General features: G+C 56.3%; 23 protein-coding genes, 1 tRNA gene and 1 pseudogene. 14 read left to right on the forward strand and 11 right to left on the reverse strand.

Features of this window, described 5'->3' with window-relative positions; all coding sequences use genetic code 11:
* Positions 1–4: 4 nt before the first annotated feature.
* Positions 5–412 (reverse strand): hypothetical protein, encoded by a 408-nt coding sequence (locus DHV10_RS16585; protein WP_109487487.1) that lies wholly within the window; start codon positions 410–412, stop codon positions 5–7.
* A gap of 72 nt (positions 413–484) precedes the next feature.
* On the opposite strand from DHV10_RS16585, the gene ribH reads away from it, so the two are divergent.
* The 8 genes from ribH (at position 485) to DHV10_RS16625 (ending at position 6980) form a co-directional block, all read left to right on the forward strand.
* Positions 485–1354, forward strand: a complete 870-nt coding sequence (gene ribH, locus DHV10_RS28015; RefSeq protein ID WP_109487488.1) for a 6,7-dimethyl-8-ribityllumazine synthase — start codon at positions 485–487, stop codon at positions 1352–1354.
* The gene (gene nusB / locus DHV10_RS16595) at positions 1351–1770 is read left to right on the forward strand and encodes a transcription antitermination factor NusB (protein ID WP_275425925.1); all 420 of its coding nucleotides are present in this window, start codon (positions 1351–1353) and stop codon (positions 1768–1770) included. The genes ribH and nusB overlap by 4 nt, the downstream gene beginning before the upstream one ends.
* A gap of 267 nt (positions 1771–2037) precedes the next feature.
* The gene (locus DHV10_RS16600) at positions 2038–2433 is read left to right on the forward strand and encodes a YtxH domain-containing protein (RefSeq protein WP_109487490.1); all 396 of its coding nucleotides are present in this window, start codon (positions 2038–2040) and stop codon (positions 2431–2433) included.
* A gap of 132 nt (positions 2434–2565) precedes the next feature.
* Positions 2566–3084 carry a hypothetical protein gene (locus DHV10_RS16605; protein WP_109487491.1) on the forward strand — a complete coding sequence of 173 codons (519 nt, stop codon included), beginning with the start codon at positions 2566–2568 and terminating at the stop codon, positions 3082–3084.
* Between the two features lie 164 nt (positions 3085–3248).
* Positions 3249–4259: a YncE family protein gene (locus tag DHV10_RS16610; RefSeq protein WP_204101441.1), complete on the forward strand. Its 1011-nt coding sequence runs from the start codon at positions 3249–3251 to the stop codon at positions 4257–4259.
* Positions 4260–4570: 311 nt separating this feature from the next.
* Positions 4571–4921, forward strand: coding sequence for a PadR family transcriptional regulator (locus DHV10_RS16615; protein ID WP_109487493.1), 351 nt, complete (start codon positions 4571–4573; stop codon positions 4919–4921).
* Positions 4914–5960, forward strand: coding sequence for a hypothetical protein (locus tag DHV10_RS16620; protein WP_109487494.1), 1047 nt, complete (start codon positions 4914–4916; stop codon positions 5958–5960). Before DHV10_RS16615 ends, DHV10_RS16620 begins: the two co-directional genes overlap by 8 nt.
* Positions 5961–5993: 33 nt before the next feature.
* Positions 5994–6980, forward strand: a complete 987-nt coding sequence (locus DHV10_RS16625; RefSeq protein WP_162601602.1) for a TIGR03435 family protein — start codon at positions 5994–5996, stop codon at positions 6978–6980.
* A 77-nt stretch (positions 6981–7057) separates the two neighbouring features.
* Here the strand turns inward: DHV10_RS16625 and DHV10_RS28020 are convergent, their stop codons facing one another.
* Positions 7058–8971, reverse strand: a complete 1914-nt coding sequence (locus tag DHV10_RS28020) for an alpha-L-arabinofuranosidase C-terminal domain-containing protein (RefSeq protein ID WP_109487496.1) — start codon at positions 8969–8971, stop codon at positions 7058–7060.
* 168 nt (positions 8972–9139) lie between these two features.
* On the opposite strand from DHV10_RS28020, the gene DHV10_RS16635 reads away from it, so the two are divergent.
* A tRNA-Glu gene (locus tag DHV10_RS16635) sits at positions 9140–9217 on the forward strand.
* An 89-nt stretch (positions 9218–9306) separates the two neighbouring features.
* Here the strand turns inward: DHV10_RS16635 and DHV10_RS16640 are convergent.
* The 3 genes and pseudogenes from DHV10_RS16640 to DHV10_RS28320 form a co-directional block, all read right to left on the reverse strand.
* Positions 9307–9747 (reverse strand): hypothetical protein, encoded by a 441-nt coding sequence (locus DHV10_RS16640; protein ID WP_109487497.1) that lies wholly within the window; start codon positions 9745–9747, stop codon positions 9307–9309.
* Positions 9737–10447, reverse strand: coding sequence for a tyrosine-type recombinase/integrase (locus DHV10_RS16645; protein ID WP_239461818.1), 711 nt, complete (start codon positions 10445–10447; stop codon positions 9737–9739). The genes DHV10_RS16640 and DHV10_RS16645 overlap by 11 nt, the downstream gene beginning before the upstream one ends.
* A gap of 6 nt (positions 10448–10453) precedes the next feature.
* Positions 10454–10609, reverse strand: a pseudogene (locus DHV10_RS28320) (tyrosine-type recombinase/integrase); the annotation flags it as partial.
* A gap of 1581 nt (positions 10610–12190) precedes the next feature.
* Between DHV10_RS28320 and DHV10_RS27550 the strand changes: the two are divergent.
* Positions 12191–13138, forward strand: a complete 948-nt coding sequence (locus tag DHV10_RS27550) for a hypothetical protein (protein WP_204101443.1) — start codon at positions 12191–12193, stop codon at positions 13136–13138.
* A gap of 541 nt (positions 13139–13679) precedes the next feature.
* On the opposite strand, the gene DHV10_RS16665 is transcribed toward DHV10_RS27550, so the two are convergent.
* From DHV10_RS16665 to DHV10_RS16685, 4 genes are all read right to left on the reverse strand, one after another.
* Positions 13680–14609: a hypothetical protein gene (locus tag DHV10_RS16665; RefSeq protein ID WP_162601604.1), complete on the reverse strand. Its 930-nt coding sequence runs from the start codon at positions 14607–14609 to the stop codon at positions 13680–13682.
* Positions 14610–14877: 268 nt separating this feature from the next.
* Positions 14878–15468, reverse strand: a complete 591-nt coding sequence (locus tag DHV10_RS16670; protein ID WP_109487503.1) for a hypothetical protein — start codon at positions 15466–15468, stop codon at positions 14878–14880.
* A 630-nt stretch (positions 15469–16098) separates the two neighbouring features.
* Positions 16099–16899, reverse strand: a complete 801-nt coding sequence (locus DHV10_RS16680; protein ID WP_109487505.1) for a hypothetical protein — start codon at positions 16897–16899, stop codon at positions 16099–16101.
* 378 nt (positions 16900–17277) lie between these two features.
* Positions 17278–19254, reverse strand: coding sequence for a PP2C family protein-serine/threonine phosphatase (locus DHV10_RS16685; RefSeq protein WP_109487506.1), 1977 nt, complete (start codon positions 19252–19254; stop codon positions 17278–17280).
* A gap of 1655 nt (positions 19255–20909) precedes the next feature.
* Here DHV10_RS16685 and DHV10_RS16695 point away from each other — a divergent pair.
* Positions 20910–23324 (forward strand): chitobiase/beta-hexosaminidase C-terminal domain-containing protein, encoded by a 2415-nt coding sequence (locus DHV10_RS16695; protein WP_162601605.1) that lies wholly within the window; start codon positions 20910–20912, stop codon positions 23322–23324.
* A 106-nt stretch (positions 23325–23430) separates the two neighbouring features.
* Positions 23431–23697: a TolB-like translocation protein gene (locus DHV10_RS16700; protein WP_109487509.1), complete on the forward strand. Its 267-nt coding sequence runs from the start codon at positions 23431–23433 to the stop codon at positions 23695–23697.
* Positions 23698–23873: 176 nt separating this feature from the next.
* On the opposite strand, the gene DHV10_RS27230 is transcribed toward DHV10_RS16700, so the two are convergent.
* The gene (locus tag DHV10_RS27230) at positions 23874–24017 is read right to left on the reverse strand and encodes a hypothetical protein (RefSeq protein WP_162601606.1); all 144 of its coding nucleotides are present in this window, start codon (positions 24015–24017) and stop codon (positions 23874–23876) included.
* Between the two features lie 43 nt (positions 24018–24060).
* On the opposite strand from DHV10_RS27230, the gene DHV10_RS16705 reads away from it, so the two are divergent.
* The gene (locus tag DHV10_RS16705; protein ID WP_109487510.1) at positions 24061–24267 is read left to right on the forward strand and encodes a hypothetical protein; all 207 of its coding nucleotides are present in this window, start codon (positions 24061–24063) and stop codon (positions 24265–24267) included.
* Positions 24268–25095: 828 nt separating this feature from the next.
* Positions 25096–25299: a hypothetical protein gene (locus tag DHV10_RS27235; RefSeq protein ID WP_162601607.1), complete on the forward strand. Its 204-nt coding sequence runs from the start codon at positions 25096–25098 to the stop codon at positions 25297–25299.
* Positions 25300–25506: 207 nt separating this feature from the next.
* Here the strand turns inward: DHV10_RS27235 and DHV10_RS16710 are convergent, their stop codons facing one another.
* Positions 25507–25746: a hypothetical protein gene (locus DHV10_RS16710; protein ID WP_109487511.1), complete on the reverse strand. Its 240-nt coding sequence runs from the start codon at positions 25744–25746 to the stop codon at positions 25507–25509.
* Between the last annotated feature and the right edge of the window lie 46 nt (positions 25747–25792).

The following is a 25792-nucleotide window of genomic DNA, read 5'->3' on the forward strand; positions in this document are numbered from 1 at the left end:
GAGATCAGTTGGCGGGTTTCTCAGCGCCTTCCTTTGCTCCGTTCACGGCGCCCTTGGTCGTGCTCTTCGTTTTGTTCCAGACTTTCTTCGTGCCGTGAGCTGTTGCGTGCGCGGCTCTCTTCGTGTCCTGTTCCGTGGTGGTCGCAACCTTCTTTGTTCCGTTTTCGGTTGCGTGAGCGGCTTTGACGGTGCCCTTCTTTACAGCGTGTCCCGTGTCCTTTGCTGCGTCTTTTGTGTCGTGGCCGGCTGCTTTCAGATCCTGCTTGGCGCTGCCGTCCTGTGTTGGGGAATACGGTTGACTCCATCCGAGAGCTGACGTTAACACCAGGGCTGCTCCCAGAAACTTGGCAGTGAGAGTTCGCTGTATATGCATGGTTTCGGGAGCATATAGTGCGGCAGTGCCGACAGACAAGACTGAATTTCAGAGCGGGTCGAGGCGAGATGCAGGCGGGAGTTTAGCGGGGCTGCACGATAGAATCAAAGCATGATCAAAGGGATTTCCATTCTTCGCCGCGCCGAAGAAAAGGCTGTTTATGAAAGGTTGAGCAGCTTTTTCTCCGCGATTGGATTTGCGCCGGGAGCGGGATGGAAGGACGCGGTCAGCACGGGCGCGTCGTTTCTGGCGCCCCTGGGAAATCTCGAATTTGTGCACGGGAAGTTTCCATCGGTTGCGGACGTGATGTTCGAAGTGACTTCGCTGGATCAGGCTTATCAGGCCGCTGAGCGATGGCTGCGAGCGAACGGTGGAGACGCGGCGGTGAAGCGGCTCGGCGAGCCGACCGACTCCGATTGGAAGGCGCGGCTTTTTACCGTGGAGCCGGAGCCGGGATTTGCGTTTACCTTCTGGGCGTGGACAGATCCGCTGCGGGGCAAGCCGATTGCGATGGAAGGGGATCTGTCGGCAGAGGGGATGAAGTTCGCGATCGTGGTGGCGCGGTGGAATGCGGTGATCACGGACCGGCTGCTGGAAGGCGCGCTGGACGCGCTGCTGCGGAGCGGGGCGAAGCGCAATGACATCCAGATTGTGCGCGTGCCGGGAGCGTGGGAGGTTCCGGCAGCGGCGACAACGATCGCAGAACAGAAGAAAGTGGATGCAATTGTGACGCTTGGGTGCTTGATTCGCGGAGAGACGGCGCATTACGAGGCGATCTACAACGAGGTTTCGCGCGGGATCGGCCAGTCGCAACAGGATACAGGTATTCCGCACGGATTTGGCGTGCTGACGTGCGAGACGCTGGAGCAGGCATTGAATCGCGCGGGGATCAAGGCGGGGAACAAGGGATTTGAAGCTGCGTCCGCGGCGATCGAGATGGTGAGTGTGAAGCGGAAGATCGCGGAAGGTGGGCAGGCGTGAGCGCTGGTTCGCGGAGGAAATCGCGAGAGCTGGCGATGCAGATGCTTTTCCAGGCCGAGATGGGGAAGCAGTCGCCGGACCATGTGAGGGCGACGTTCTGGAAATCGGTGGATGCGACGGAGCCGGAGGTTCGCGGATTCGCGGAGGACCTTTTTCGTTCTGCGATTGCGAACCAGGAAAAGATTGATGAACTGATCTCGGCCAATTCGCGTCACTGGCGGCTGGAGCGAATGCCGGCCGTGGATCGGAACCTGTTGCGGATGGCAGTGGGAGAGATGATCGGATTCAAGGCGACGCCGTTCCCGATTGTGATCAATGAGGCGCTGGAGATTGCGCGGCGGTATGCGGCGCCAGAGTCGATCAATTTTCTGAACGGGATCCTGGACGCGATTGCGCATGGTTTGCTGCCGAAGTAACCGGGACCGGGGCAGCCGAGCGGAGTAGAATTGCGAAGCGCCGAAGTTGGGCGTTTACAACTGAATCAGGGCTGCCGGCGTCCAATGCCAGAGAGCCGGAAGGAAGGATTCCGAGGGCTAGCGTTTGGCTTGGGACGGCGCAATTCAAGCGGAAGCGAAGGTTTGCGGCGTAACATGGATTTTTGGCTGGCTCGGGCCTATTGGTGAACCCGGCAATCGAACCGTTGGCGGGATTTCGGCGTACTGAGCAGAAGAAGGAGATGGATTATGAGCGAAGAGAACAATGGAGTTCAGGGAGTCGCGTGGTTTCTGGCCGGGCTAGGTGTAGGCGCGCTGATCGGCATTCTTTATGCCCCGAAGAGCGGCCGCGAGACCAGAGAAGATATTGCCCAGGGAGCCCGCGAAGGTAGTGAGTATCTTCGGGCGCGGGGTCGGCAAGCTGCCGATCAGGTAGGGCAGTATGTAGATAAAGGCCGCGAACAGGTGAACCAGTACGTCGGCCGCGGACGCGAGATTGTAGATCGCGGGCGCGCGCAGTGGGAAGACTTTGTCGAGCGCGGAAAGAACATTGTGAACGACCAGACAAGCCGGGTTGGCGCGGCGGTGGACGCCGGCCGCGAGGCTTTCCAGGCGAATTCGCAGAAGTCAGAGCCAACTGCGTAAGAGTGATGGGAAAGAGCGCCGGGGCTGACTCTGTCGGTCCCGGCGATTCTTGTATGCAGGGATACCGGCGTTCTCTTGAGTGCGCGGAGACGCTGAACGAATGACGAACTTGAAGACTGCGTCGGTGCCGAGATGAACTACAACAGCGAAACATTCTGGTTGATGATTTTTGTGGGCCTGACGGCGGTGGCACTGCTTGGGCAGTTCATCGTGATGCTGGCCGCTTTTTTCATGGTGCGCAAGAGCATCAAGACGGTGCAGGACGAGGTGAGTGACGTTCGCTCGACCGTGATGCCGATGCTGAACCGCTCAAAGGAACTGCTGGAGAAGGTCGCGCCAAAGGTGGAGTCAGTGGCGGCAGATGTCGCGGACATGGCGCAGTCGGCGCGCGAGCAGACGGCCCATATTCGATTCACAGCCGACGAGGTACTGGCGCGGGTGTACCGGCAGACCAGCCGTGTGGACAATATGATCACGAATGTTGCAGATGGCGTGGAGCACGCAAGTACGGTCGTCGCGGACTCGGTGACGAGACCGGTGCGACAGGTGTCGGCGGCGCTGGCGGCGGCAAAGGCCTTCCTGGGCGTGCTTGCGACGGGACGGCGACCGGAGCGGCAGGACGTGCCAACCGACCAGGACATGTTCGTCTAGATCGCTAGGCAACCTCGGACGTGGTGTACCGGCCTACAAGTGTTTGGTGTAGTCTCCTCTACACCATGAGAAGCTCTTCACGAATTGCGATTCTAGCGGCGTGCGCGACTGTATGTGCGGCGGCCGCGTCTGGTCAATCGGCAACTCCTAAGACATCACTTTTGGTGCTTTCGAAGCACGATCACACACTGGCGATCGTGGACCCGTCGAGCTTGCGCGTTGTGGCGCGAGTGCCTGTGGGGGACGATCCGCACGAGGTGGTTGCGTCAGCGGATGGGCGGATTGCGTATGTGTCGAACTACGGGTTTGGCGCGTTTCACACGTTGGCGGTCGTAGATCTGGTCGCGCAGCGTGCAGAGCCGCCGATCGATCTGGGAGCACTCCGCGGGCCGCACGGACTGGCGTTCGCGCAGGGTAAGGTGTGGTTCACAGCGGAGGTGGCGAAGGCAATCGGGAGCTACGATCCTGGGTTAGGGAAGGTGAACTGGATCATGGGGACCGGGCAGAATCGCACGCACATGTTGTATGTTTTTCCCGATGCGCAGAAGATCGTGACGACCAATGTGAATTCCGCGACCGTGACGGTGCTGGAGCACTCGGACGGGCAGGCGAGTGGACCGCCGCCTCCGCCTCCGCCGCCGGGAAGCGGACCGGGCTGGCAGGGTGCGGGAGTGCCTCCGCCGGGAGCGCAGGGCGGTCCGCGACGGATGCCGGGTCCTCCGGGTGGCGACTGGAACGAAACGGTGATTCCAGTCGGAGGTGGAGCGGAGGGGTTTGACGTTTCGCCGGACGGCAAGCAGGCCTGGGTGGCGAACGCGTGGGATGGGACGATTTCAGTGATCGATCTTGCGCAGAAGAAGGTGACTGCGACGCTGCAGGCAAATGTGCGCGGAGCGAACCGTCTGAAGTTCACTCCGGATGAGAAACGGGCACTGGTGTCGGCGGGAGGCGAACTGGTTGTGTTCGACGTCGCAACGCAGAAGGAATTGAAGCGGCTGCGGATCGGCAAAGGCGGAGGTGGCGGTGTGCTGGTGCAGCCGGATGGAGCGCGGGTGTATGTGGCGTATGCAGAGGATGGGTTCGTGGCGGTGGTCGATCTGAAGACGCTGGAAGTTGTGGGGAGGGTGGAGGCGGGAGCTAATCCGGATGGGCTGGCGTGGGCTGTGCGGGAGTGAAGTTGGCACAACCCATTGACTCCTCGTAAGGGTGGCTACGTCTCCACATGGCAGGGAAGCCGCTAAGCGGGGCACAGCTCCGATCAGGTTAGCGATGTATGGTTACTGCAGAAAAGGGCCGGACTCGATGGAGTTCCGGCCCTTGAGTTTCGGTGCGTCGCCTAAATGACGAGAATTTCTAGCTGAGCTGCCACTAGGCGGCCGAGTGTTAGGACCCGAACGCTTGACATTCGGCTTATCTAGAATATACAGTCGATCATCGATATAACGATCATCGAGCATGGATGCTTCGTAGTGAGGTGGTCAACTGGATGCCAAAGAGAAGACTCGATCCACTGCCCTCCGCTGCCTTTCAGATTCTGCTCTCGCTTGCGGAAGAGAGTCTGCATGGATACGGCATCATGCGGCAAGTGGAGCAGCAGACAAACGGACGCATGCGATTGGGGCCGGGAACTCTGTACAGCTCGATTGAGGCGTTGCTGGAAAATGGGTTGATCGAGGAAGTGGATCGCCGTTCCGCGCCGAACGAGGCAGAGGAGAGGCGGCGGTATTATCGGCTGACGTCCGTAGGGCGGAAGGTGGCTCGATCTGAAGCCGAGAGGCTGGCAGATCTTCTGCGTGTTGCGAGAGCCAAGAATATTCTCAGGGGGGATTATGTCTGAAAAGATCTATGCCTTCCTTCTCCGGTTGTATCCATCTGCTTTTCGCAAACGGTATGAACAGGAAACCATGCAACTGCTTCGCGATCGGATTCGCGATGAGCCGGGCGCGTTTCCGCGACTGCGACTCAGCCTCGAGTTGATCGTCGATGTAATGCAGTCCTTGCCGCAGGCTTATAGGAACTCTTATGCCGAGGTGGCTAGCCCGGTCGCTGCTGTCGAACGCATCGATGGTGTTCCGTCGTTCCATATGATTCACGATGAGCCGATTCGGCGGGGAACGTTCGTTGTCGCAGGAACGATGACCATAGCCGCGCTGATTGCATTTGGATTTGTGATGAGACTTCCGATCCCATCTGAAATCGTAGGGCTGAAGGGTAGCAGGTCTCCGGTGGAATCGGTGCTTGATCGTTTGAACAGGCAGGCGCCGCCGGATTCGGCAGAGCATGTTTCTTCCGCGAATTCTGACGAGGCTCAGACGGACGCGAACGGCGACGCCAAGCGGTCGGTGGCTTCGCAGAGTCCCGGTGATGGGATGGCGAGCGGAGGCGCATCAAAGGCGGATGCGCGAATGCTTGAGCCGGTGAAGCCGGTTCCGAACGCGGGCACTTTTAATCCGGGCTCCTGGACATCCGTGAAGGGGCGAGTTTCGCAAACGCGTGCCACACAAGCTGAAGCCTCTCGAAGCCAGGCGCAGTCGGCAACATCTTCTGGACAGATCCTTGTCGATGCGCCTGCGGACCTTTCGGGAAGGTGGTTTGAATCTCAGGCAGCGGGCGCGGATGTTTTGTTTTCGGGTGGGTTCGTTCTGGTGCAGCATGGCCCGGTGCTGAATGGTTTCGCAGGAGTGGGCTCACCTGAACAGAGCGCCGTCATTCGTGGCTCAGTGACGGGCGATTCGGTGAAGTTCGAAGTCTCCGACGGACGGAAGAGCTTCCTCTACAACCTCAAGCTGGAAGGCGAAGAAATGCGAGGAACTGTGACAATCGTTATCGGGAACGAGATACGTGGCGTCGAGGTCGAGTTGCGAAGAGTTCGTTAAAGCCACAGCATGAGTTTGCCTGCGGAGGGAACTATGCAGTGGAAGCGGCAACTGTTCGGTTTGGCTGCGAGCCCTCTTGCGTTGATGTTGACAGCGGCGGCAGGGGAGAGCCAAGTACCGAACGAGCGGGCCTGGGAGCAAGCAGCAGGCGGGAAGATGGCGTTTGAAGTAGCCTCTGTAAGACTGAACGCGGAGCCGCTTCAGTCATCGAATTTCAGATTGAGCCCCGATGATGCATACGCAGAGACCGGCGGGCTGCTGGACGCTGTCGCACCTGTTGGGAACTACATCGAATTTGCCTACAAGCTTCAACCAACTCGGGAGCAGTGGGAGGCCATGTACGCGCATGTGCCGCAGTGGGTGACGACATCGAATTATGAGATCCACGCACGGGCGCCGACGTCGAATCCGAGCAAGGACCAGATGCGGCTGATGATGCAAAGTCTGCTGAGGGAGCGGTTCGGCTTGGTGGTGCATTTTGAATCGAGGGAGACTCCGGTGTTGGAGATGAATCTTGTGAAGCCCGGAAAGCTGGGAACGGAGTTGCGTCCGCATCAAGACGGTCCGCCGTGCACCGTAACAGCACCTCCTGGATCGGGGATCTTAAGCAATTCGGCTTCAGGCGGGGTTGTCCTGAAGGGGCCTGAGGTTTTTCCTGCGAGGTGCGGAGCTGTCGAGGCTCGTTTCGAGTCGCATGAAGAGATGCTGATGGGGGGACGAGACACGACGATGGATACGATCGCCAACTATCTTTCGATCGGCAGGTTAGGGCGCCCCGTGGTCGACGTGACGGGATTGACCGGAAGATTCGATTTGAAGCTGAGTTGGACACCCGATCCAGGAACATTTAGAAGAGGGTCTCGAGATTCGGAATCGCAGGACGCAGCTTCTTCCGAGTCGCCTCAGGCTCCTCCATTTCTTGAAGCGGTGAGAGAGCAACTCGGACTAAAGCTGACTCCTGCGAGAGCCCAGCTTAAGACATTGGTGATCGACCATGTGAACAGGCCTTCGGAGAATTGAACACACTGTATCCCAGTAAGCGAAAGGCCGGAACTTGGGGGAGTTCCGGCCTTTGAGTTTGTTGCCATGATTTGAGTTCAGCGCAGATCGAATTGGATTGCCTGGATGGAGTAGGGCGGCAGGGTGATGGAGAAGTTGCTGCTTGCGTTGTGAATCGTGGACTCGACCGGGGCAATGCGCTTGGGATCGTTGATGGAGTTGGTGGTTTGCGTGTCGGGTGCGCTGATGCGAACGACTTTCGCTTCGGCTGCGGGGTGGGATCCCGGAAGCGCCAGTGTAAGCGGCTTGGGATCGGATGATGCGTTGACGAGCTTGAGGTAGAGCTGCTTCTTCTGGCTGTTGATCGTTGCGGAGTAGAAGAGCTTCTCTCCGGCGTTTTGGATGTCGGACGCGATGGTGTGATCGCCGAGATACGAGCTGAAGATGACCTGGGCGTAGTAGGCGGGCGAGCCGTAGCTCGTCGCGGTGTTGTAGCCGATGAGGTCGGTGTCCCACTGCATGCCGCCGGGGTTGACGTTGACGAAGAGCGGCGCGTAGCAGGACATGACGATGAGGTCGCTGTTGCGCTCGAGGCCGGTCATCCACGCGGCGTCGCCGAGAGCTGCGCCCATGTTCGGAGTGGGGATGCCTTCGCGCGTGGCCCACTCGCCGACGAAGATCTTAGGGCCATTGCGGTCAGTCTTGTCGTAGTGATGCGCGTCGGCGAAGTTCTGCGTAGCGCGAACGTAGTAGTGATCGTCCTGCACCTCGGGCCTCATTAGCTTGAGAGGCATCGTGGCGATGAGCTGAAGGTCGGGGTACTTGGCCTTGATCGCCTTGTAGAACTGCGCATAACGGCCCTCGTAGCTGCCGGAGCGGTCGAACTGATCTTCGTTGCCGATTTCAACGTAGGTGAGCTTGAAGGGAGCGGGGTGTCCGTCTTTGATTCGCTGGGCTCCCCACTTTGTTTCGGGACCGCCGGTGACGTATTCGATTTCGTCGAGCGCGTCCTGGACGTAGGGCTCGAGATCGGAACCCGGATTGACGTGCTCCTGCGCGAGGGAGTAGCCGGCGTAGACGGCGAGGACGGGATTCATGTGCAGGTCTTCGCACCAGCCGAGGAACTCAAGCAGGCCCATGCCGTCAGAGGACTGGTAGTTCCATGGGCTGCGGTGGGTGGGACGATCGACGAGCGGGCCGATGGTCTTCTTCCAGTCGAAGCGCTCCTTGATGTGGTCGCCTTCAAGATAGTTGCCGCCGGGGAAACGGAGGAACTGCGGATGCATTGCGGCCATCTTCTCCATGAGATCAACGCGGAAGCCGTTCTGGCGATCGTGATAAGTCGGCGGGAACAGGGAGACGAGCTGAATCCAAAGAGTGCCCGCGTGCGGCGCGGTGATGGAGAGGTGATTGGTGACGGAGGGCTGGATGGCGCCCGTCTTGAGCGTGAAGGTGTATTGCTTCCACTCGGAGCTGATGGCGGGGACGCTGGCGGAGGCGACGGGTTTGCCGGTGTTGCTGTTGACCAGGCTGACGCTGATGGGGCCGATGGCAGCGGTGTCGGACTTGGCGTAGAAGGAGCCGTGATAGGTGGTGTTGGGATGCAGAGAGTATCCCCACCATCCGGTGTTGACGATCCCGGCGGGGCTCTGCGGGTCGGCCTGCTTGATTTCGATTTTGAGACTCGAGGTCAAAGCGGTGCTTGGTCCGGTCGACGGATCGTGGACCATCTTGGCGATGGCATTGCCGCCCTCGTAGAGGTACCAGTTGTGAATGCCACTCCAGTCGCCGAAGAATGTGCGGTTGCGGACCATCTCGGCGTAGAGGCCGCCGTCGTAGGAGTAGTTGATTTCTTCGGTCATAAGGCCGTAGAGGGTAGGGCTAATCGAAGTGGTCGGGCGGTCAGGGTGGAGGGTGAGGGTAGCAGGGGTGTTCTGGGCAGAGATGACCAGCGATGTCGCAGCAATAAAGGCAGCGAGAGGCAGAATGCGGGCAAACGTTTTCTTTAGCATGCGTAGTGAACTCCGGAAATGTTGACGGGCCAGTATAAATGGCCGGCTCTTGTGAGAGTTTTTCGCAGGGGAGCGGGTGAATCTTTGACAGGTAAGTTGTGGGTTGATACGCTTTCAAAGGGCGCATCCCGGCTGATCTGCCGTTCTCATCTGCCCTTCTCAATCAGCGTCCCCGTCGTCTAGCCCGGCCTAGGACACCGCCCTTTCACGGCGATAACACGGGTTCAAATCCCGTCGGGGACGCCAATAAAATCTATAACTTGCAAGTGGATTTCCATCCGGTTTATCTTGGACGGTAACGCTGTGGTCACGACCCGGCCAGAACCTTGAGAGGTTCAATTCATTTCATTGGGATCAATTCCCATGGCTCGCATTGTGGCTAGACTGACCAGCTGGATGTGCTCGGCTTGAGCTTCTGGGAAGACATACGCGATCGGCCGCAGGTCCTCTAAATCGGTCATGCTCACTGGAGGATCAAAGCAAGCTTCATCATCGGGATTTGCATAACCATCTTCCCGCACCAAGTTGAGGAACTCTGTCTTGCTCTGGCCATCCCTAAAGGAGAACCAGAGCTCGTAAGCATTCATCTCCGGGTCACCGAGCTGCGCCAGCATCCGGGTATCGGTCGCGAGCGCAAATGCGAACAACCGCCCAATGTAATTGAGGTTTATCTCGGAGTGCTTCGGTTCGTCGTCAGAGACCATCACAACATCGACCAGCCAATCAGTCTCTTCCTTCCAATAGGCTGTGAATCCATCATCGAGGTTAGTTGCCATCTTGTGCGACCTCTTCCGCCGACTTGGCAAATGCTGTGTCCAACAACTTCACGGCGTCAGACAGGTGTGCAGGAGAGAGATGCTGATAGCGGGCAGCCATGCGTAGGTCCTTGTGACCTAGCAGCACAGCCACTGTGTGAATATCGGCGCCCTTCATTCGCATCCAGCTAGCAGCCGTATGACGCAAGTCATGGAAATGGAAGTCATGAATTTCAGCCGATCTGCAGGCCCTCAGGAAACTCAGAGACACGTTCTCGGGCGTGACGGATTCGCCCTGGAAAATCCTATCAGTTGGCTTTGCATGCACCTGTGTTCCGATAGATTGCAGAGCTTGTAGGGCAAGCTCATTTAGATAGACGATGCGCCCCTCGCCATTCTTCGTTTGCGGCAACAGGAGTCTCGAGTTCTTCATGTCGATGTCCAGCCATCTAAGGCCCAATATCTCGCCTCTACGCATTCCTGTGCTGACGGCCAGAACCGCGATTGGACGGAGCCACTCCGGACAAGCTTCGAGCACCGCTCGGAGTTCACCAGGCTGCAAATAGCGCACTCTTCCGGCCGGCGCCTTTGGAGCTTTCACTCCATGCGCGGGGTTCGCAGGGATCAATTCCCACTCCACCGCAAGAGACATCAGGTGTTTCAGTACATTCAGTTCCTTAGTGACAGATGCGGCCGAGACCTCGCCGCTTCGCTCCGTCACATACCGTTGCACATCCGCGCGGCGAACGCTGGCGATCTTTGTTTCGGTCCCAAAGAAAGGCTTGATATGGCTCTCCAATATGCCACTCTCGCGAACGTAGGCAGCCGGTGTGAGTCGCGCTTTCTGATGTTTTAGGTAGCGGTTTACAACCGTAGTTAGCATCTCAGCGGATGGTGGCGCATAGCCGAGAGTCAGGATCTTTTCGACGCGTGCCTTCTCCGCGTTTAGAAGTGAGCGAGCCTGTTGCAGAGTGTGAGCTTGCAACTTTCGTTGACGTCGCTTCCCGCTCGCGTCGATCCACGAGCCCCACCAGGTACCCGGCCTGTCCCTCCGCTGGTAGATTCCGTCTCGGTCCTTCACTTTGCCTTTAGGCACGTGCTCCTCCCATCGTTCAAAAATAATTTGAAAAATAATCAGGTGGCGCAAAGTGGCGCAATCACCTCTCGAACGAAGTGCTATCTACGTCGAGCATCCCAGGAAAGTTGCTGATTCTATGGCGCGCCTTAAAAATTTGAACTCCCGACCTTCTGATTCGGATTCAGAATGTCTAATCGTAAGCGATTGATCGTTAACAACTTAAACGTCACATGGGGCTCTTTGACATTGACATCACGACTGCGCAAAATGGGGCTACTTAAGTGATGCAAACGTAGCAACGGAGGATAACGGTAGTGAGAACAAAGGTCAATCGAGTCAAGGGCAAACCCGAACTGGAGCGAGCAACACTACTAAGTGTTGATGAGTGTGCTGAGATCGCAGGAAATTCCGCGTTCTGGTGGCGGCGGGCTGCATACTCCGGGCGCGTTTCGAGTGTGAAGCTTGGAAGTTCTCTTCGCATCTCTCTGGATGAAGTGAACCGGATCATTTCTGAAAACACTCGTCCTCGCGTTGCTTGAGGGGCCAACGATGCGAGCAGAAGAGTTGTTGCTTATAGAATCCGCCGCTGCTGATCCTACATCGCGCGAATTTGAAATTCTAATGGCGACTTTCGATCTCAGCGAAAGCTATCGCGAATGCCTAATATCCGTACTAGGCGCGCATACGTGGGAGACGTCACAGAAGCCCTTAAGTGCTCTGCGGCGGAAGGTCCTTTCGGCTGTATTCAGCCGCCGCGGCCGCCGAGATCGACCTCAAGCGGTCGCACTTGGCTTATCGGAAGCAGCGATGAGCTTTGCACACCTTCGAAATGCGGAAGCCTTTCCGGTTCGCGAACTGGATGGAGTATGGAGGTCGGGTCGTGGGCTCGATCCATACTGCGAGGAGCGAGCCTCTACGATCCCGCTCTCGTTCCGATTGCGAGAGAGCCGTGGCAAACCGATCGATTGGCGCACGATCGCTGATTCGTTGGATCATGCCGGGCTAGACGAGTTGGAAATGGCATTCGTGATGTGCTATCTCGGCCAGAAACGCGCCCGAGCTCGGTTCGTCGCGGACCAGGGATCTGACGAGAGCGCACGTAGAGCCGCCCTAGCTGCGGTAAAGCGCGTGCAACGCAAGATGCCCAAAATCAGACGCGCACTGCTCAATGAATAGTGTTTTTGCACAGGGTGAGTGTCCCAGTTTGATGTCCAGCAGGGGAATAAGTGAGAGGTCACACAATGAATTTCAGCCTATACGTGGTGTTCGAGGGGGCGAGCGGTCACGGGCCCACACCCATGTGCAGAATCGCTGATCGCACGATCACAAGAGACGCGATCCAGCGCGCGCTAGCAAAAGCCGAGGCCACTCCACTGTCCAGCGACGATGCTATACGTGCTGAGCTGCTTCACCAACGCACCGAGCTTCGCGAGATTCTTTCTCTGCTGTAGACGCAATTTCGACAAACCGGCCACACACTTAACGTGCGCACGCGCGGCGAAAAAGTGTGTCCACAAAGAGGGCATGCCATTGGGTCGCATCCGCACAATCAAGCCGGAGTTCTTCAAGCACTCAGGGCTTTTCGATTTAGAGCAGGAAACTAGGTTGCCTGTCCGCCTTGCCTTCGCCGGGCTGTGGACATGCTGCGATCGCGAAGGGCGCTTCAAGTGGCGACCACGCGAATTGAAACTAGACATCTTGCCGTATGACGAATGCGACTTTTCACGTGTACTCGACGCGTTAGCGACGCGCGGATTCATCGTCAGGTACCAGTCTGGAGACGAACTGCTGGGGTGTGTGCCGACGTGGAAGCAGCACCAAGTCATCAACAACAAGGAAAAACCGAGCACACTTCCAATGCCACAGAGGAATCAGCAACTTGACGCGTCAGCCACGCGTGAGTCACGCGAAGGCGACGCGTCGCACACGCGAGGTGTTAAGGAAGGGAAGGGAAAGGAAGTGGAAGGGAAGGGGAACGCGCGTGCTATTCGCGACGCGCGCCCAGTGGTCCCCCCCTCTCCCGGATCAGGCGGAGAGTTCATGCTTGCCCAGGAGCTCGGCAAGGAACTCAAGCTTGCCATGGGCAACAGCGACATCCGAATCGTCGCCGAAACGATCGCACTCCAGGCAGAAAAACACGGCGGTCCTCTGCAGGCGAAGGACTTTATCCGCGACAAGGCACTCGAGGCGCGCTCTCTGGGCACACTGGTGGATTGGTTCTGGGTTAAGGACTGTGAATTTAACCAGACCAAGCCGATGACAGAACGAGAACGGAAACGTGCAGAATTCATGCGCGAAACGGAGGCAGAGTATGGTGAGACCCCAAGAGCTTAGAAACTTGTACAACCGGTGCTGCGACACGAAGAACTACACGCCGAGCAAGGGGCAGCTTGAGGAATGGCGTCAGCAACTCGGCCACCTGGAAACCGGCGATCTCGATCACGCGATTTCGGAATGGTTCTCGAACAAACCCCATTTCCCAGCGCCATCTGACCTCCGGATGCTTGCAGTAAAGCATCAGCGTTCACGGCTGGTCAGAGCTCAGGGTCCGGAGGAGTTGAGCTGTTGGGAATGCGCCGAGTGTGGCACCCGAATCACCAGTTTCCAACCAGGATGGTCGCCCCGGGTGTGTAGTGGCTATATCCCTCGCGGGCCGGAACGTGGGCACGAATGCGTCAGTAGGACGTTTCGCCTGCTGTTTCGTGATGGGATTGATGATGCCGCGGCAGGGCCAAAGCGGCGAAATCTGCAGATCCTGCCTCGGCCCTCAGTGAGAGATAAGGGTGCGGCAGCCGGCGATGATGCCGCTTGAGCGCGAAAACACCTGATTTCGGTACGGGACTCAATTCCGATCAAAGCTTTGACACTTCCGAGCCTAGGGAGGAAAAGGATAGTCGATCAGATCCCACTCCCAAGGCGTTTTGCTACCACCCTCTGCGTTGGGAATGTAGCAGGATCGTGTATACATTGCGGAATTGATCTTGTAATTGAAGACGCTGCGAAGTGCCGCTCCGCTCCCATCTGTGGCATTCGTTGACCCGCCGCTAAACTGTGCCGTGTGCATAATGACCGCTGCGGCGACGGCATTGACCGCCCTTCCGAGAGTAGCAACGAGGAGGTGCCCCTCTCGATCATGCTTTGTTTTGTTATAGGCATCGTACCAATCGAGTGATTGTGTAGGTGCTTGTGGATCCCATCCGTGAAAAGGGATCATCCTTGGAAATCGAGGGTAGGACCTCAACTCTAAAATCCAACGATCCAAGAGCATCGGTTGAAGTAATTTCACGTAATCCCGAGTTGTATACCGGCCTCTTACGTAATCGTTCGCCTTCAGTACGGCTACCCAAGAGGCTTCTACTTCCATACATGCAAGCAGCAACAGCTCGCGAATCTTATGCCCATAGCAATGTTGATTGGGCAGTCCTGGCTCCACTGTCTCGAAAATGTCTTGCATCTTCGAGACGAGTAGTCTCAGCGCGACAAAGCCCTGAGCCATGGCTTCAAGGTCGACAGCTTGTTGCAGGTTTCCACTAGTCGCGAGAGGCAGCGAAATCCGTTTGAAAGCTGTTCCGGGGCGGTAGTCTGAAGCTTCTGGGCTAGCATCTCCAAATACGTTTAGAATCCACTCCTTCAATGCCGCCAAGTCCTGCTTCTCTATGGGGACCACTCGCGCTGACCCGCCGTAGTTCACTCCGGAATACCACCATTTTCCTGCCGAGAAGTACGCGACGCCCTCCGGAAACGGATGCATATTTGGCGTCGCGGGGTCGAGCAAAACATTACGAAAGAACACAGTTTGCTGCATGATCAGATTCCTCTTGCAACGCGCGATCGCACGACGCGGTAGCCGCATCAGTCGCAGCTCTACATTTTGCCATTTTCGCAGTTCTGACGTGATCTGGACGCCGTTGGGCGCGTTCCAAGAACTCGTACATCGACGCGGAAGTGCCTGAGACTTCCTCTGGAACCATGATTGTTCCAAAAACCGTCTCAAACCTAAAGCGGCAATCGTCTCTAACATCGATACTTTCGATCCCCGGCTAGCGTGCCTGTAGTCATGTGTTTTCGGAAACCTATGACGAAGACCGCAAGGAAGGAAATGAATAGGACCCCAGAGGGCAATCTTCAAGGTCGCCGCTCGGGTGAGGATTGATTGCATCATCGCAAGTGCAAATGTGGCGAAGAGGGCCATGAAGTGAAGCCCAGATACGATCTGCGATCGCGGTCTTTGTCCCTTCGACATCTCCCTCGTAGTCATGTTTCAAAGTGACCCTCAAGCTGACGTGAGCCTCTTGCCCATCCTCAGGCGCATGTCGTACTTCAGTGGTCTCAATCTCGGGGAGTTCTGCCTCGAGCCTTAGGTTTCCAAGCGCGGCGACTGGTAATTGATATGCCCCACAATAGATCTTTCGATTTTTGGGCTTTACTTCGCCTTTTTCAATCCTTGTACGCTCGTTCATTCGGGAAGCCAGATCGCACCCAGATGAGTGTAGATCAGCCTCGCTAGCAAGGAACTTTTCCCAAACGAGCGATGTTTCAATCTCGCGTTCACTGAGGGTGGTCAAGTTGATCATCTTGCCACGAGAGAAGGATTTTCCCTTGAAAGCGACTGGATGGACGACCATTCGGAACACACTGTCGTCATCACTGAGGAGTTCGCCCATCTTGGGTGCGCCTCACCAGATTCGTCGGTGCTGCTCGGAACTGACTCCTGTGTCCATGACTTCATAAGACACCGGGGCCTCGGAGGACGCTTGTGCTAGAAATCTGAGCGGCATCTCACGAGACAGGAGCTGCGAAATTCTGTACTCACACCTCTTCTCTATTTTGCCTACTGAAGAGACAAGAATCGAGACCGCATCTTTGCTAACAGTCATATACCGATTCTTTTCGTCAAAGGACCAGTTGAATACGACAGATCGAGCACCATGCGAGCTTATCTTTGGAGCTGGGATCTCCCCCAACGCAAGATGAGCGGCCATTGCGCACGCCCAAACATAAACCGAATCATCAATTCGCCATTCATCATCGGTTTCAGAGTCAGAAAGTTGGTTTAGGGCCTCTCCCAAATCTTGATAGCCGACGGACAGCGCTCCAGCGCTGCATTCGGTTGTGACCGCAGCGGTGCAGACTATGATTTCCTCAACCGCTAAATCTTGGACATGTGACGTCTGAGAGCCTTGGAATACAACCCCTGCCTGGCTCAGCGGTCCACCTGTGTTTGCGTTGGTGCCCGTCCAGATTCTAAGAGCGATCCCATCGCACTGAGTATTGCTCGTGTTCAGTAGACGCAATTAGAAACCCTCCACGTTAAGACCCGTTTCTCTCTGGCCGACCTGGATGGTACTCAATGACTCCAACAATATCAATCGTTGATTCTCGATCGATATCGGCTCGAGAGTTGGTACATTGTTTACCTCGAAGTTGACGGAAGCCCCAATAGATGTCTGTGGGCCCATAGCATGCGACGAATCCCCAAAAACTACCGGGGGGTAGCCAGCATTTGCAGCGACTGCGAAATTCAATACTTGGAATCGAACTGTGCTCCAATTACGAACGAAATTCAATGACACCGACGCGACGCTTTTACTTACGAAAGGGGTATTGACCTGAAACACAAAGTCATCTTCATCTTCTAATTTCAACGAATACTGCCTAGGAACTACGCTCTGAAAAATGCCATTCGCTTCGCGGACGCTTGAAACAAGAGAGACAAATTGGATAGCCACAGCTACTCTTGCAGCTCTCAAGCTTAATGCCCCACCCACCGATTCGATTGATTTCAGGAGGAGCTTTTGAAGATCAGGCGCTGACTCGATTGTTGAGAAAGCTGACGAATCTTCATCAGCCCCGGGTTTCGCACCGGGAGCGAAGTTGATGTCCACTCTAGGAATCGCACAAACTAGGTTTACCTTGATCCCGTCTATCAAACCTTGTGCAGAGCTGGCCGCTAAGGGGTTCGTCTGCTTATTGAACGCTTGAGGGTCTTGGAGGAAGATTGCCCGAAACATTTCTAGCGGCGATGCCCCAGCCGGGAACATGGCGGATGTGGGTAGAAACGTAATTCGCGCTGTTAGAGGCTTCCACTCGGTCATTTCTCTCTCTGGTGCACTGTATGTTTTACCAGCCTCCGAATTATACCGAACGGCTGAAGCGAGCTGCGCTCAAGAACGCGTCTAAGGTCGGTTTATTCCGAGCATTTTGATGAATTTTGTAGGGGCAAAGATTCACGAGTTCACGTTAGGCACTGAAAAGCAAGAGGTTATGGAATAATCACCTATTCCAGCATCCCACAAACTTCCGATTCTGGCACGCCTCTCAGGCACTGTGCTTGACCAATCGCTTAAAGGCTCTGAGATGGCATAAGGGACGAGAGGTTTTTGGAACAGTTGCGCTGCCGAGAAAACTAACGACGGGTCGACTTCTCGTGACATTTCTCGTCTGCCGTAAAAATGATTTTGAGAACCAGCTTCCTATGCCGGCTCTGCCAGGGATTCCATCGATTGCCAATCCAGAGTGATCACGGTGATGTCGTCCTGCTGACCGAATTGATGCGCTTGGGCCGCGATCTCCGTTGCCCCGAGGTGGCTGATACGGGACGTGCGATCGAATCCAAAAAGTTCACCCGTGCGCGAACGTGCTTCCACAACACCATCGGAGAGCAGCATAATGCGTGCAGAGGGCGGAAGGGTGAAAGATGCCTGCTCGTATGTCGATCCTGAAACAATCCCGAGTGGAAGACCGGACTCAAGCGGTAGTTCCCGGCCATCCAGATATGGCGGCAGATGGCCGGCATTGGCCACCTCCATATCTCCATTCGAAGAAAGAACGATACAAAGGCAGGTTACAAATCCACTGTGTTCCTGCTGGAGCAACGTCTGGTTCATCCGCTCAAGTACGCGAGCGGGCGGCACCAACTCCTCAGCAAGGGAACGAAGCGCGCCCACGGCAACCGCGCCAAGCATGGCTGCCTGCAAGCCCTTTCCGCTCACATCTCCAATAGCGATGAAAGTGGATCCATCGGCCCGGGGCAAGATCTGGCAGAAGTCGCCGCCTACCTCTTCGGCGGCGCGATAGGCAATCTGTGTGCGCAGACCTCCGGCCGAAGGGAGATCGGCCGGCACCAAGCGCTGCTGGATATCCCGTGCTGCTTGCATGGCCGAGGCCAAGCGCTGATTTTCGCGGCTGGTGCGCGCAAACCGGTATACAAGCACCACAAGGAAGGCGAAGAGCACGACGACATCAATGGCCTGATTCAGGGCGACGTTGAACGGCGCTCGGACGACCGTGACGCGATACGGAACGATCTCCAGCCCCCAAGAGACCTTGAAGTCGCTCAGCATCAAGCCCAAGTTGTTGGACACACTCCCGAGTGTTTGCAACCCGATCGGAATGAAGAGCAACCTGGCGTAGGTGTTCCCCGCGCGCCAGCCTCGAATTAGGTACCACACAAACACTAGCCTCGTGGAAGCCTCTGCCACGCAATACGCAACATCCCCAAACACGAGAGGCACAACGTGCCACAGCACAAGAAGGATGCCCAGCTCAGCGACTAATTTGAGGATCAGTGGCAGAAGGGTCAGCTTCCATCTGCCCGGAAACACTGCATCCACGACGAACAATATGTATGCCGCCGCGGACAACACGTCCAAGAAGATTTCGAAGTAAGTGTAGAAATAGAAATCCCACGCCTGATGTTGCGCTGCGTAGTCGACAGGCTGGAACAAAGCCTCACATGCAAGCGAAAGAGCAAACCAGAGGTAAAAGCGTTCGCGTGTGAGCCAGAAGAGGATGACCGCCGACACTCCCACCAGTAGCGAAACCAGGTTAACGCTATACAATGCTCCGTCGGAGAGCAGCGCCATGGCCTTCGAGGCGGCGAAATGCTGCATCACTTGATCCGACTCGCCGACAAAGACCCCTCCGTTGACTCTGCTGTTGCGAGAGCCTGCAAGAGAGGGGTCTTGCCAGGTGCGCAGAGCAAGCGTGACATCTTTCGGGGCGGCGTGGGCTCCAACCGGAACGGTAAATACGCGGTCGGCTGAGATCACGTTATGGGCCGGCCCTGGAGGAAGGGTGCCAACCTGGCCTATGAGTTTCCCGTCGGCGAAAAGCTGATAGCTCTTGTGGATGGTGGGCAATTCCAGAACCAAAGACGGCGTATTGGTTGGAACGCGCAGATGCCATCGAAACCAGACGAACCGCGCAGACTGAGCGATATCCTGGCTTGTCCAGCTGGTAGTCGGTCTGATACTTGGCCACCCGGAGTCGTCGAAAGCGGGGCCTGACCAAGCCGGATCATCTCCAAGATGGAAGCGCCAAGCAGCGTCGACCTCCGTGATCGGTAGTCGAGAGGCATCGACGTCGAAGGTCTGCGCACGAGCTGATATGGCCGCCACTTCGCACCACGGCGACAAGCAAGCAATCACAATCGGCAGCCACTTGGTCATGAAATCGACAGTCACCCGGTCCAGGTCACGCTATTCTCGCACACCTAAGCCATAGGTATAGAGGTCGGTTTCTACAAGTCAGATTGCGGGTCGTCCGGTTCAGCACTGGGCCACAATCCACCGAGCTTTCAACGAATGCGACCAGCCCCGCCGACCATCAAAGGCGAATTCCGGGCGGGTGCTGTTCCGGCGGGCATGGTCAGCCGGTAACGAGTGCCTTGCCTATACGCGTCAGTCGACAGCCGAACTGGCGGCATCGCTGAACACTGGCTCCTGGCGGTACCGATTACACCCCGAAGGCGAAAATTCGTCAAAGTTCCGAGTTGCCGGTGACTCAACCCCGATGAAGATTGATACGCTGAATGAGATCATGTTCTCGCATCAGGGCCAAACTCAGGTCTCGGTCATGACCGGTTCTCCGCTATAGAATTCGCCTTGTGACCTACGAAGAGCGAATTGTCGGACTGCGAGCGCAACTCGGAACGCTTAACTCTGGGCTCGATGGTAATAGGACGCCTCATCTCAAAGCGAGAATAGCCTTCGCAGGCCGCTGCTTAGATGATGCGGAATCTGTACTCCGCCACGCCGTGTCCGCAGGCCCAAATGCGGCCACCTTTTGCGCCTTCGCTGAGCAAAGTATCAGCTGTGCCGCAGGTGTTTGTCTTATATCCACTGCGATCATTAAAGATTTCGGACAGAATCTGGAGGGATTCTGACAGGAATCCGATCATCGATGGCACTTGAATCAGTCGCTCAGGACGCTTGCAGTGTCTGCTCCGCATTCAACCAAGTGAAGTCATTTTCAGTGCGCTGGAACTCAGCCCAGGTAGCCGACGTGTATCTCAGCCGGCGCTGGTTGGAGACGCCTGTCTTTCTCAACTCGCGAACCAGAGGAGAAAGCTTCAGTTCGTGAAGCAAGAAGCCAGTGGAATGCCAGAGGTCCTCTGCTGTTCAGCGAGGCTGAAGCTTGCGGTTTCTTCGCGGTGCGTCGATGAATGGTGTTGGAGGGATTGCGGCGCTCAGGGTGACGATGGGACTCGATGGTTTGAGTCCGTTTCTGCGGTTAGTTCCGAGTAGCCGTGACTCGCCCCGAAGCTGAGGTTCTGGGCCTTTCCCCAAAACAAATCTCCAATTCTTCTCAGCGGACGATACCTTTCCACGGGCCTCCCGGAACTCGAAGAGGTATGGATCCAGAATGGGCCGACGTCGGGCAGCAGAAACGAAAGCAACACTCCTCAAACGCGCGACATCGAAGAATCGGACCATAAGGACACTCAATCTGGACGAATCCGCTGCAGCTACCTGCATTGACTGATTGTTCCTCATTAACGTTTTTATCCGATTGGCCATATGGATCACCTTCCAGGTCAACTTTCCATGGCTTTTCTAGAAGCCTATATCCTCTTCGGTACTGCGGTATCGCTTCTGCCGAAGCCAGGCGATTTCATCGCATAACCCATAGAGGTCAGAGCCTTATGTCCCCAGTAGGTTGTCTTTCTTCTTGCCGGTCGCGTAACATTGTAATCACACGTTCTCGCTGCTTGCTGGCCCGGATAGTTCGTGGTCGTCTTGAAGTGCTGCTCTTTTGTTTGCTCCCGTCCTGGGTCCTGGCCCAGACGCCGACTCCTGTTCCGGTGCCAACTTGGCGGTACGACTTGACTCATGCCGGGCAGAATACCAACGAGACCGCGCTGACTCCCACCAATGTCAATGGAACATCATTTGGCAAGCTGTTTTCCGTTCCAGTTGACAGCACCGTTTATGCGCAGCCCCTCTATATGCCGGGCTTGAAGATGAATGACGGCCTCGTACACAATGTGCTCTTTGTCGCCACTGAGAACGATTCCGTTTACGCGTTTGATGCGGATTCGAATCTAGGCGCAGATGCTCATCCCCTCTGGCAGAGCAGCCTGCTTACGGCGGCGCACGGCGCGGGCTCTGGCGCAACCGCAGTGCCTGATGCCGACACCGGATCGGCAGATGTGGCGCCCACGATCGGGGTCACCGGCACGCCGGCCATCAATTCCGCCACGAACACCATGTATTTGGTGGCCGCCACGAAAGAAAACGGAGTTTATTTCTCGCGACTGCACGCCATCAACATCATCACCGGAGCGGAACAGACAGGCAGCCCTGTGAATATAACAGCCACGGTCCCGGGAACAGGGGCAGGCAGTTCCGGAGGGCAAGTCACTTTTAGCCCGCTGTGGCAAAACCAGAGACCCGCAGTTGATTACTACAACGGATATGTCTACTTCGGCTACGCCGCGCATGGTGACAAGAACAATTGGCACGGATGGCTGTTTGCCTACGACGCCACCACGTTGAAGCAGACATCCGTACTCTGCCTCACTCCGAACGATATCGGCGGAGGAGTATGGGGCTCGGGCTCGGCTTTCCCCATCGATACCAGCGTCTCTGGTGGGCGAATGTTTGTGGTTACTGGCAACGGGGGCTGGTCCGCCCCGCCCTTCACCGCGAGCACCGATTTAGGCGAGAGCGTGATCGCGTTCAACATTGCAAACGGCAAGCTGACGCCGATTGATGAATTCACGCCTTTCAACTACGCAAGCCTGAATACCCACGACTGGGACCAGGGTTCTGGCGGGCTCTTGATGTTGCCGGACCAGCAGGGTGCCAATCCGCACCTATTGATCACTGTCGGCAAAGAGGGACGGATCACGGTCTTGAACCGGGATAAGCTTGGCGGTTACGCTTCCAGTGCTTCATCCAACACCAATGCCGTACAGGACATTTCGAATGTTGTCGGGTCCGGCCAGGGATTCTGGATGACACCCGCCTACTGGAATGGGAATGTCTATCTTTGGTCGGGCGGCTCGGATTCCAGCGGCACACCGAACAAGGGCATGCTCTTCAAGATGAACAGCGGGGTGCTGGATTCAATTCCTGACAGTAAGACCACGTTCACCGCCGCGTATCCCGGTGCTTTCTTCTCAATTTCTTCCAATGGAGCTCGAAACGGGATTGCCTGGGCAGCGAAGACGGATCAATACAAAACCAATGGCCCGACCGTCCTGTATGCATTTGACGCCACAGACCTCAGCAAAACTCTTTACGAGAGCGACAGCAATCCTTCCCGCGATTCGGCGGGACCGGCGAACAAATTTGCCGTTCCGGTCGTGACGAACGGGAAGGTCTATGTAGTCACTCGCCGTGAAGTGGACGTATACGGACTGCTGAACGGGGCAACCGCCGCGGCGGCGCCGGTGATCACTCCGAACGGCGGCACATTCTCTGCTAGTCAGACTTTGACGATGTCGACGGCTACCTCTTCGGCTTCGATCTACTACACTCTCAACGGATCGACTCCAACCACGGCCTCGACCATGTATATCGGTCCGATCACGATCGGTTCCAACACCACCGTCAAAGCTATTGCCGCCGCCTCTGGATATCTGCAGAGCAGCGTGAGCAGCGCGACGTTCACGTTCAGCACGAGCCGGTGCTCCGCCCCGTCCGCCAATGGCATAAACGTCTGCTCACCGAACGGCGCAAGCGTTACATCGCCGGTTTCCATTAACGCTGCCGCAACCGTCAGCGGGGGCGTGTACAGGTTCGAGGTATGGTCGGGCACCATCAAGCTGGCGAGCGTGAGCAACAGCGGCGTCATGAACCAGACACTCTCGCTGGCGCCGGGAAGCTACCATCTGGTCTTTACCGCCTACAACACCGCCGGGACTCATGTGTACGCGACGCGAGATATCGCCGTGGCTGGCACTAGCAGCGCTGCTTTCTCGCTTTCGGGCAGTTCCTTTGTAATCGGATGGCGCGGTGGGGCGATACACGTTCCCGTCAGGGTGACGCCGAGCGGCGGATTCACAGGGCAGGTCGTGCTTGGTTGTTCAGTAGGCGGGCCTTCGGGCGCAGTCAGCAATCCCGCCTGCACCATCTCGGCACAGCCAACGGTTATCACGGGGAGTTCCTCTGTGACGGGTTACGTCTACGTGACCACCCAGACGACAACCACGCTTGGAAATTACACCCTAAAAGTTAAAGGATCTGCTGGAGGTCTTGGTAGCTCGGCCAATATCCCGTTCACCGTGAAATGATCCCTGACGTTGGTGTTCATGAAATTGGCCCTTCGGGTCCGAAGAGCGTGATAAGCACTTTCGCCTCGACACGCGCAAGATCACGGTTCTGCCCGGATCGACCGGCATGACCGATCCGCGATGGTCGCCGGAGGGGCTGTACATCGCCGCAAACTCGTTCGACTTGCTTACAACGAATATCCTCGATTACGAGACGCAGCGATGGTCGACGCTGCCGCCGAGACTAAGGATGATCCATCCCGAGTGGTCGAAGGATGGCAGCTCTATCTACTTTAGGCACGATTCGGACGATCCGGCACTCTTTGGGGATTGCGGACTCATGGTGATAAATAGTCGCACAGCTTCTGAGAAAGCGGCAGATCGAAGTTTGTGATCTACGTCACATCACTTGCCGACCCCAGGGCTGCAAACGAAGAAGGGTGAACGTGCACATCTCAATCGATCCCGCATACGCGTTCATCTGCTGTGACGCATATCACAAACATCTCCGGCACAGGACTCCGGACGGTGCGAAACTACAGCGAGTCCCCCGTTATGAGCAGTCCAAAGTCAAACCGTCTTATCGAGGTCCTGAAGGCCACTCTCGATCATATCGAGAGCAGCGGTGACTGGCGGCAGGAGGACGTTGCCGTTGTCGAACTGAAAGCCATCCTTCAGCGGCGGATTGACCAGGAACTTTCGAACAATCCGCACACCGAACTTATTTGACCCATCTCATAATCGGCAGGAGAACGCGATGTTGGTGCCCACGCTCCCTGAACTCGCCATTTATCTTGATGATGCCATGAAGCCGGTTTCGGGAACTTGCAACCTCTGCGGAGGGCGGATGCCCCGGCCTCCCGCAAACCTCATCGACTCCTGCGAAATCGTCATGTGGCTGTCCGCTCAGTTCCTTGAGCATAAGGATCGTTGCCACACCCTGAGAGATTTCAAGTCCCTCTGACCACCTGCTTCGCGTCCTTGTCAGTCCTCAATCCCCACGAACGTAGCGAGGCGAAGCCGTTCGTCGGGGGTCTACTCTGCGAATTTGTATTCCGCGACGATTAACGGCTTCAGGCAAGTACAGAGCGCCATCTTTTCGCGTGTGATTCCTTGTCCAGGCCCCGTGCCGCCTATGTTTGCCGTGGTGTGTCAGCATGACGCATAAGCTTCTGAGTGCCTGAGCAGTGCAGCGGCCTTTTCCGATCTAGTTGTAGGGCGGAGGAGCAGCGGGTGTTTTGGCCACCTCTTTCTCGGCGCAACGATGCCTTGAGAGAAGAGTGTTGCGGCTGGTCCGGGCAGTCTCCCTCCCGACAGCTTGGAAGCAATGGATACAGTGAACAGACTCTCCTGAAGCAAGTCGAGGCTTCTGATTTTTGGTCTGGCCGACAGGTGTCATAGTTGGTTGCATATAAATCCCTCCGGATTTCCCAAGGACGAGGAGCGACCAGTACGCGTTTCGTGGTTAGTCTGGGTTACTTGATTGAACCCAACACTCATCCATGTAACGAGTGAAACCCTGCGATCGGAGCGACTGATGAGCCTGGGCTTTATTGAACCGATCCGCCGCAGCGGAAAAGTGACTGTGGAAATAGTGGGCGAAATTCCTCTCGAAATCAAGCTATGGATTGCTGTCTCAGCGAAGAATTTGCCAATCCTGAGACGATCCTTATGCTGAAAACGTTTGCGGGATGGGAGCGGCCTCGCACCCGGCCAATCCCTTGTGGCTGATGCCTGTGCAAATCCTTGTGACGCTCAAGCAACGCATCCAACCTTTTTAGAGAGGTGCTTTATGAGTGATCAAAAGAGCAACGATCTGCCCGAATTACCTGAAGGGCGCAATCCAGGGCGAGCAACCGTACTGCCCAACCCGAAGTTCATCATTCGGCACGAGCAAGCAATTCAACGAAACCAGAGTGAAGATGTTGAGAACACACGGCAAGAGGAACAGCCTGACAGTGAAGGGCGATTTAGAGAAACAGTTGAACCCAAATGATGGCTGCAAAGGGCAATATGGGATGTGCTTTAGGAATTTGAAAGATAACTCAATTTCACAGCGAAAATAGGCGGTCGGGATGCAGACTGTTTAGACGCTGAACGTACAAAGCTACAACGGGTACAAACCTTCTGACATCCGAATGAGCAGACACGCGCCGCTTCTCTGCGGGGCGGCACCTGTATCAGCACCACAGATTGTGATCACCTAAACGATCGCAATCTGTGGCTTTTTTGGCATGCCTTCGTTCTGCGGCCCGATACCCACAGCAAAAGCTCTCTCAACGATGATGCTGCGCACACTGCGTGCTGGGTTCATCCGGAACGCCACTGCTTTCTGTACTGCCGCGATCTGCTCTATCTCTCGCCTGATCACTTTGTCGTGCAGGCATAACAAATCCCGAATCACCCCAACAGCACAGCCGGCGTTCAGCAATGTCTTCGACACAGTGGAACCCTTTCAGGCCGGAATCGCACTTCATTGGAGATTCTGA

Source organism: Occallatibacter savannae (genome assembly GCF_003131205.1).
Taxonomy (GTDB): domain Bacteria; phylum Acidobacteriota; class Terriglobia; order Terriglobales; family Acidobacteriaceae; genus Telmatobacter; species Telmatobacter savannae.

Bases quoted from the DNA above. Each gene is read 5' to 3' on its own strand.
- ribH (WP_109487488.1), top strand. From the start codon at position 485: ATGATCAAAGGGATTTCCATTCTTCGCCGCGCCGAAGAAAAGGCTGTT.
- DHV10_RS16600 (WP_109487490.1), top strand. From the start codon at position 2,038: ATGAGCGAAGAGAACAATGGAGTTCAGGGAGTCGCGTGGTTTCTGGCC.
- DHV10_RS16605 (WP_109487491.1), top strand. From the start codon at position 2,566: ATGAACTACAACAGCGAAACATTCTGGTTGATGATTTTTGTGGGCCTG.
- DHV10_RS16615 (WP_109487493.1), top strand. From the start codon at position 4,571: ATGCCAAAGAGAAGACTCGATCCACTGCCCTCCGCTGCCTTTCAGATT.
- DHV10_RS16620 (WP_109487494.1), top strand. From the start codon at position 4,914: ATGTCTGAAAAGATCTATGCCTTCCTTCTCCGGTTGTATCCATCTGCT.
- DHV10_RS16625 (WP_162601602.1), top strand. From the start codon at position 5,994: ATGCAGTGGAAGCGGCAACTGTTCGGTTTGGCTGCGAGCCCTCTTGCG.
- DHV10_RS28020 (WP_109487496.1), bottom strand. From the start codon at position 8,971: ATGCTAAAGAAAACGTTTGCCCGCATTCTGCCTCTCGCTGCCTTTATT.
- DHV10_RS16640 (WP_109487497.1), bottom strand. From the start codon at position 9,747: ATGGCAACTAACCTCGATGATGGATTCACAGCCTATTGGAAGGAAGAG.
- DHV10_RS27550 (WP_204101443.1), top strand. From the start codon at position 12,191: ATGCTATACGTGCTGAGCTGCTTCACCAACGCACCGAGCTTCGCGAGA.
- DHV10_RS16665 (WP_162601604.1), bottom strand. From the start codon at position 14,609: ATGCAGCAAACTGTGTTCTTTCGTAATGTTTTGCTCGACCCCGCGACG.
- DHV10_RS16670 (WP_109487503.1), bottom strand. From the start codon at position 15,468: ATGGGCGAACTCCTCAGTGATGACGACAGTGTGTTCCGAATGGTCGTC.
- DHV10_RS16680 (WP_109487505.1), bottom strand. From the start codon at position 16,899: ATGACCGAGTGGAAGCCTCTAACAGCGCGAATTACGTTTCTACCCACA.
- DHV10_RS16685 (WP_109487506.1), bottom strand. From the start codon at position 19,254: ATGACCAAGTGGCTGCCGATTGTGATTGCTTGCTTGTCGCCGTGGTGC.
- DHV10_RS16700 (WP_109487509.1), top strand. From the start codon at position 23,431: ATGACCGATCCGCGATGGTCGCCGGAGGGGCTGTACATCGCCGCAAAC.
- DHV10_RS16705 (WP_109487510.1), top strand. From the start codon at position 24,061: ATGTTGGTGCCCACGCTCCCTGAACTCGCCATTTATCTTGATGATGCC.
- DHV10_RS27235 (WP_162601607.1), top strand. From the start codon at position 25,096: ATGAGTGATCAAAAGAGCAACGATCTGCCCGAATTACCTGAAGGGCGC.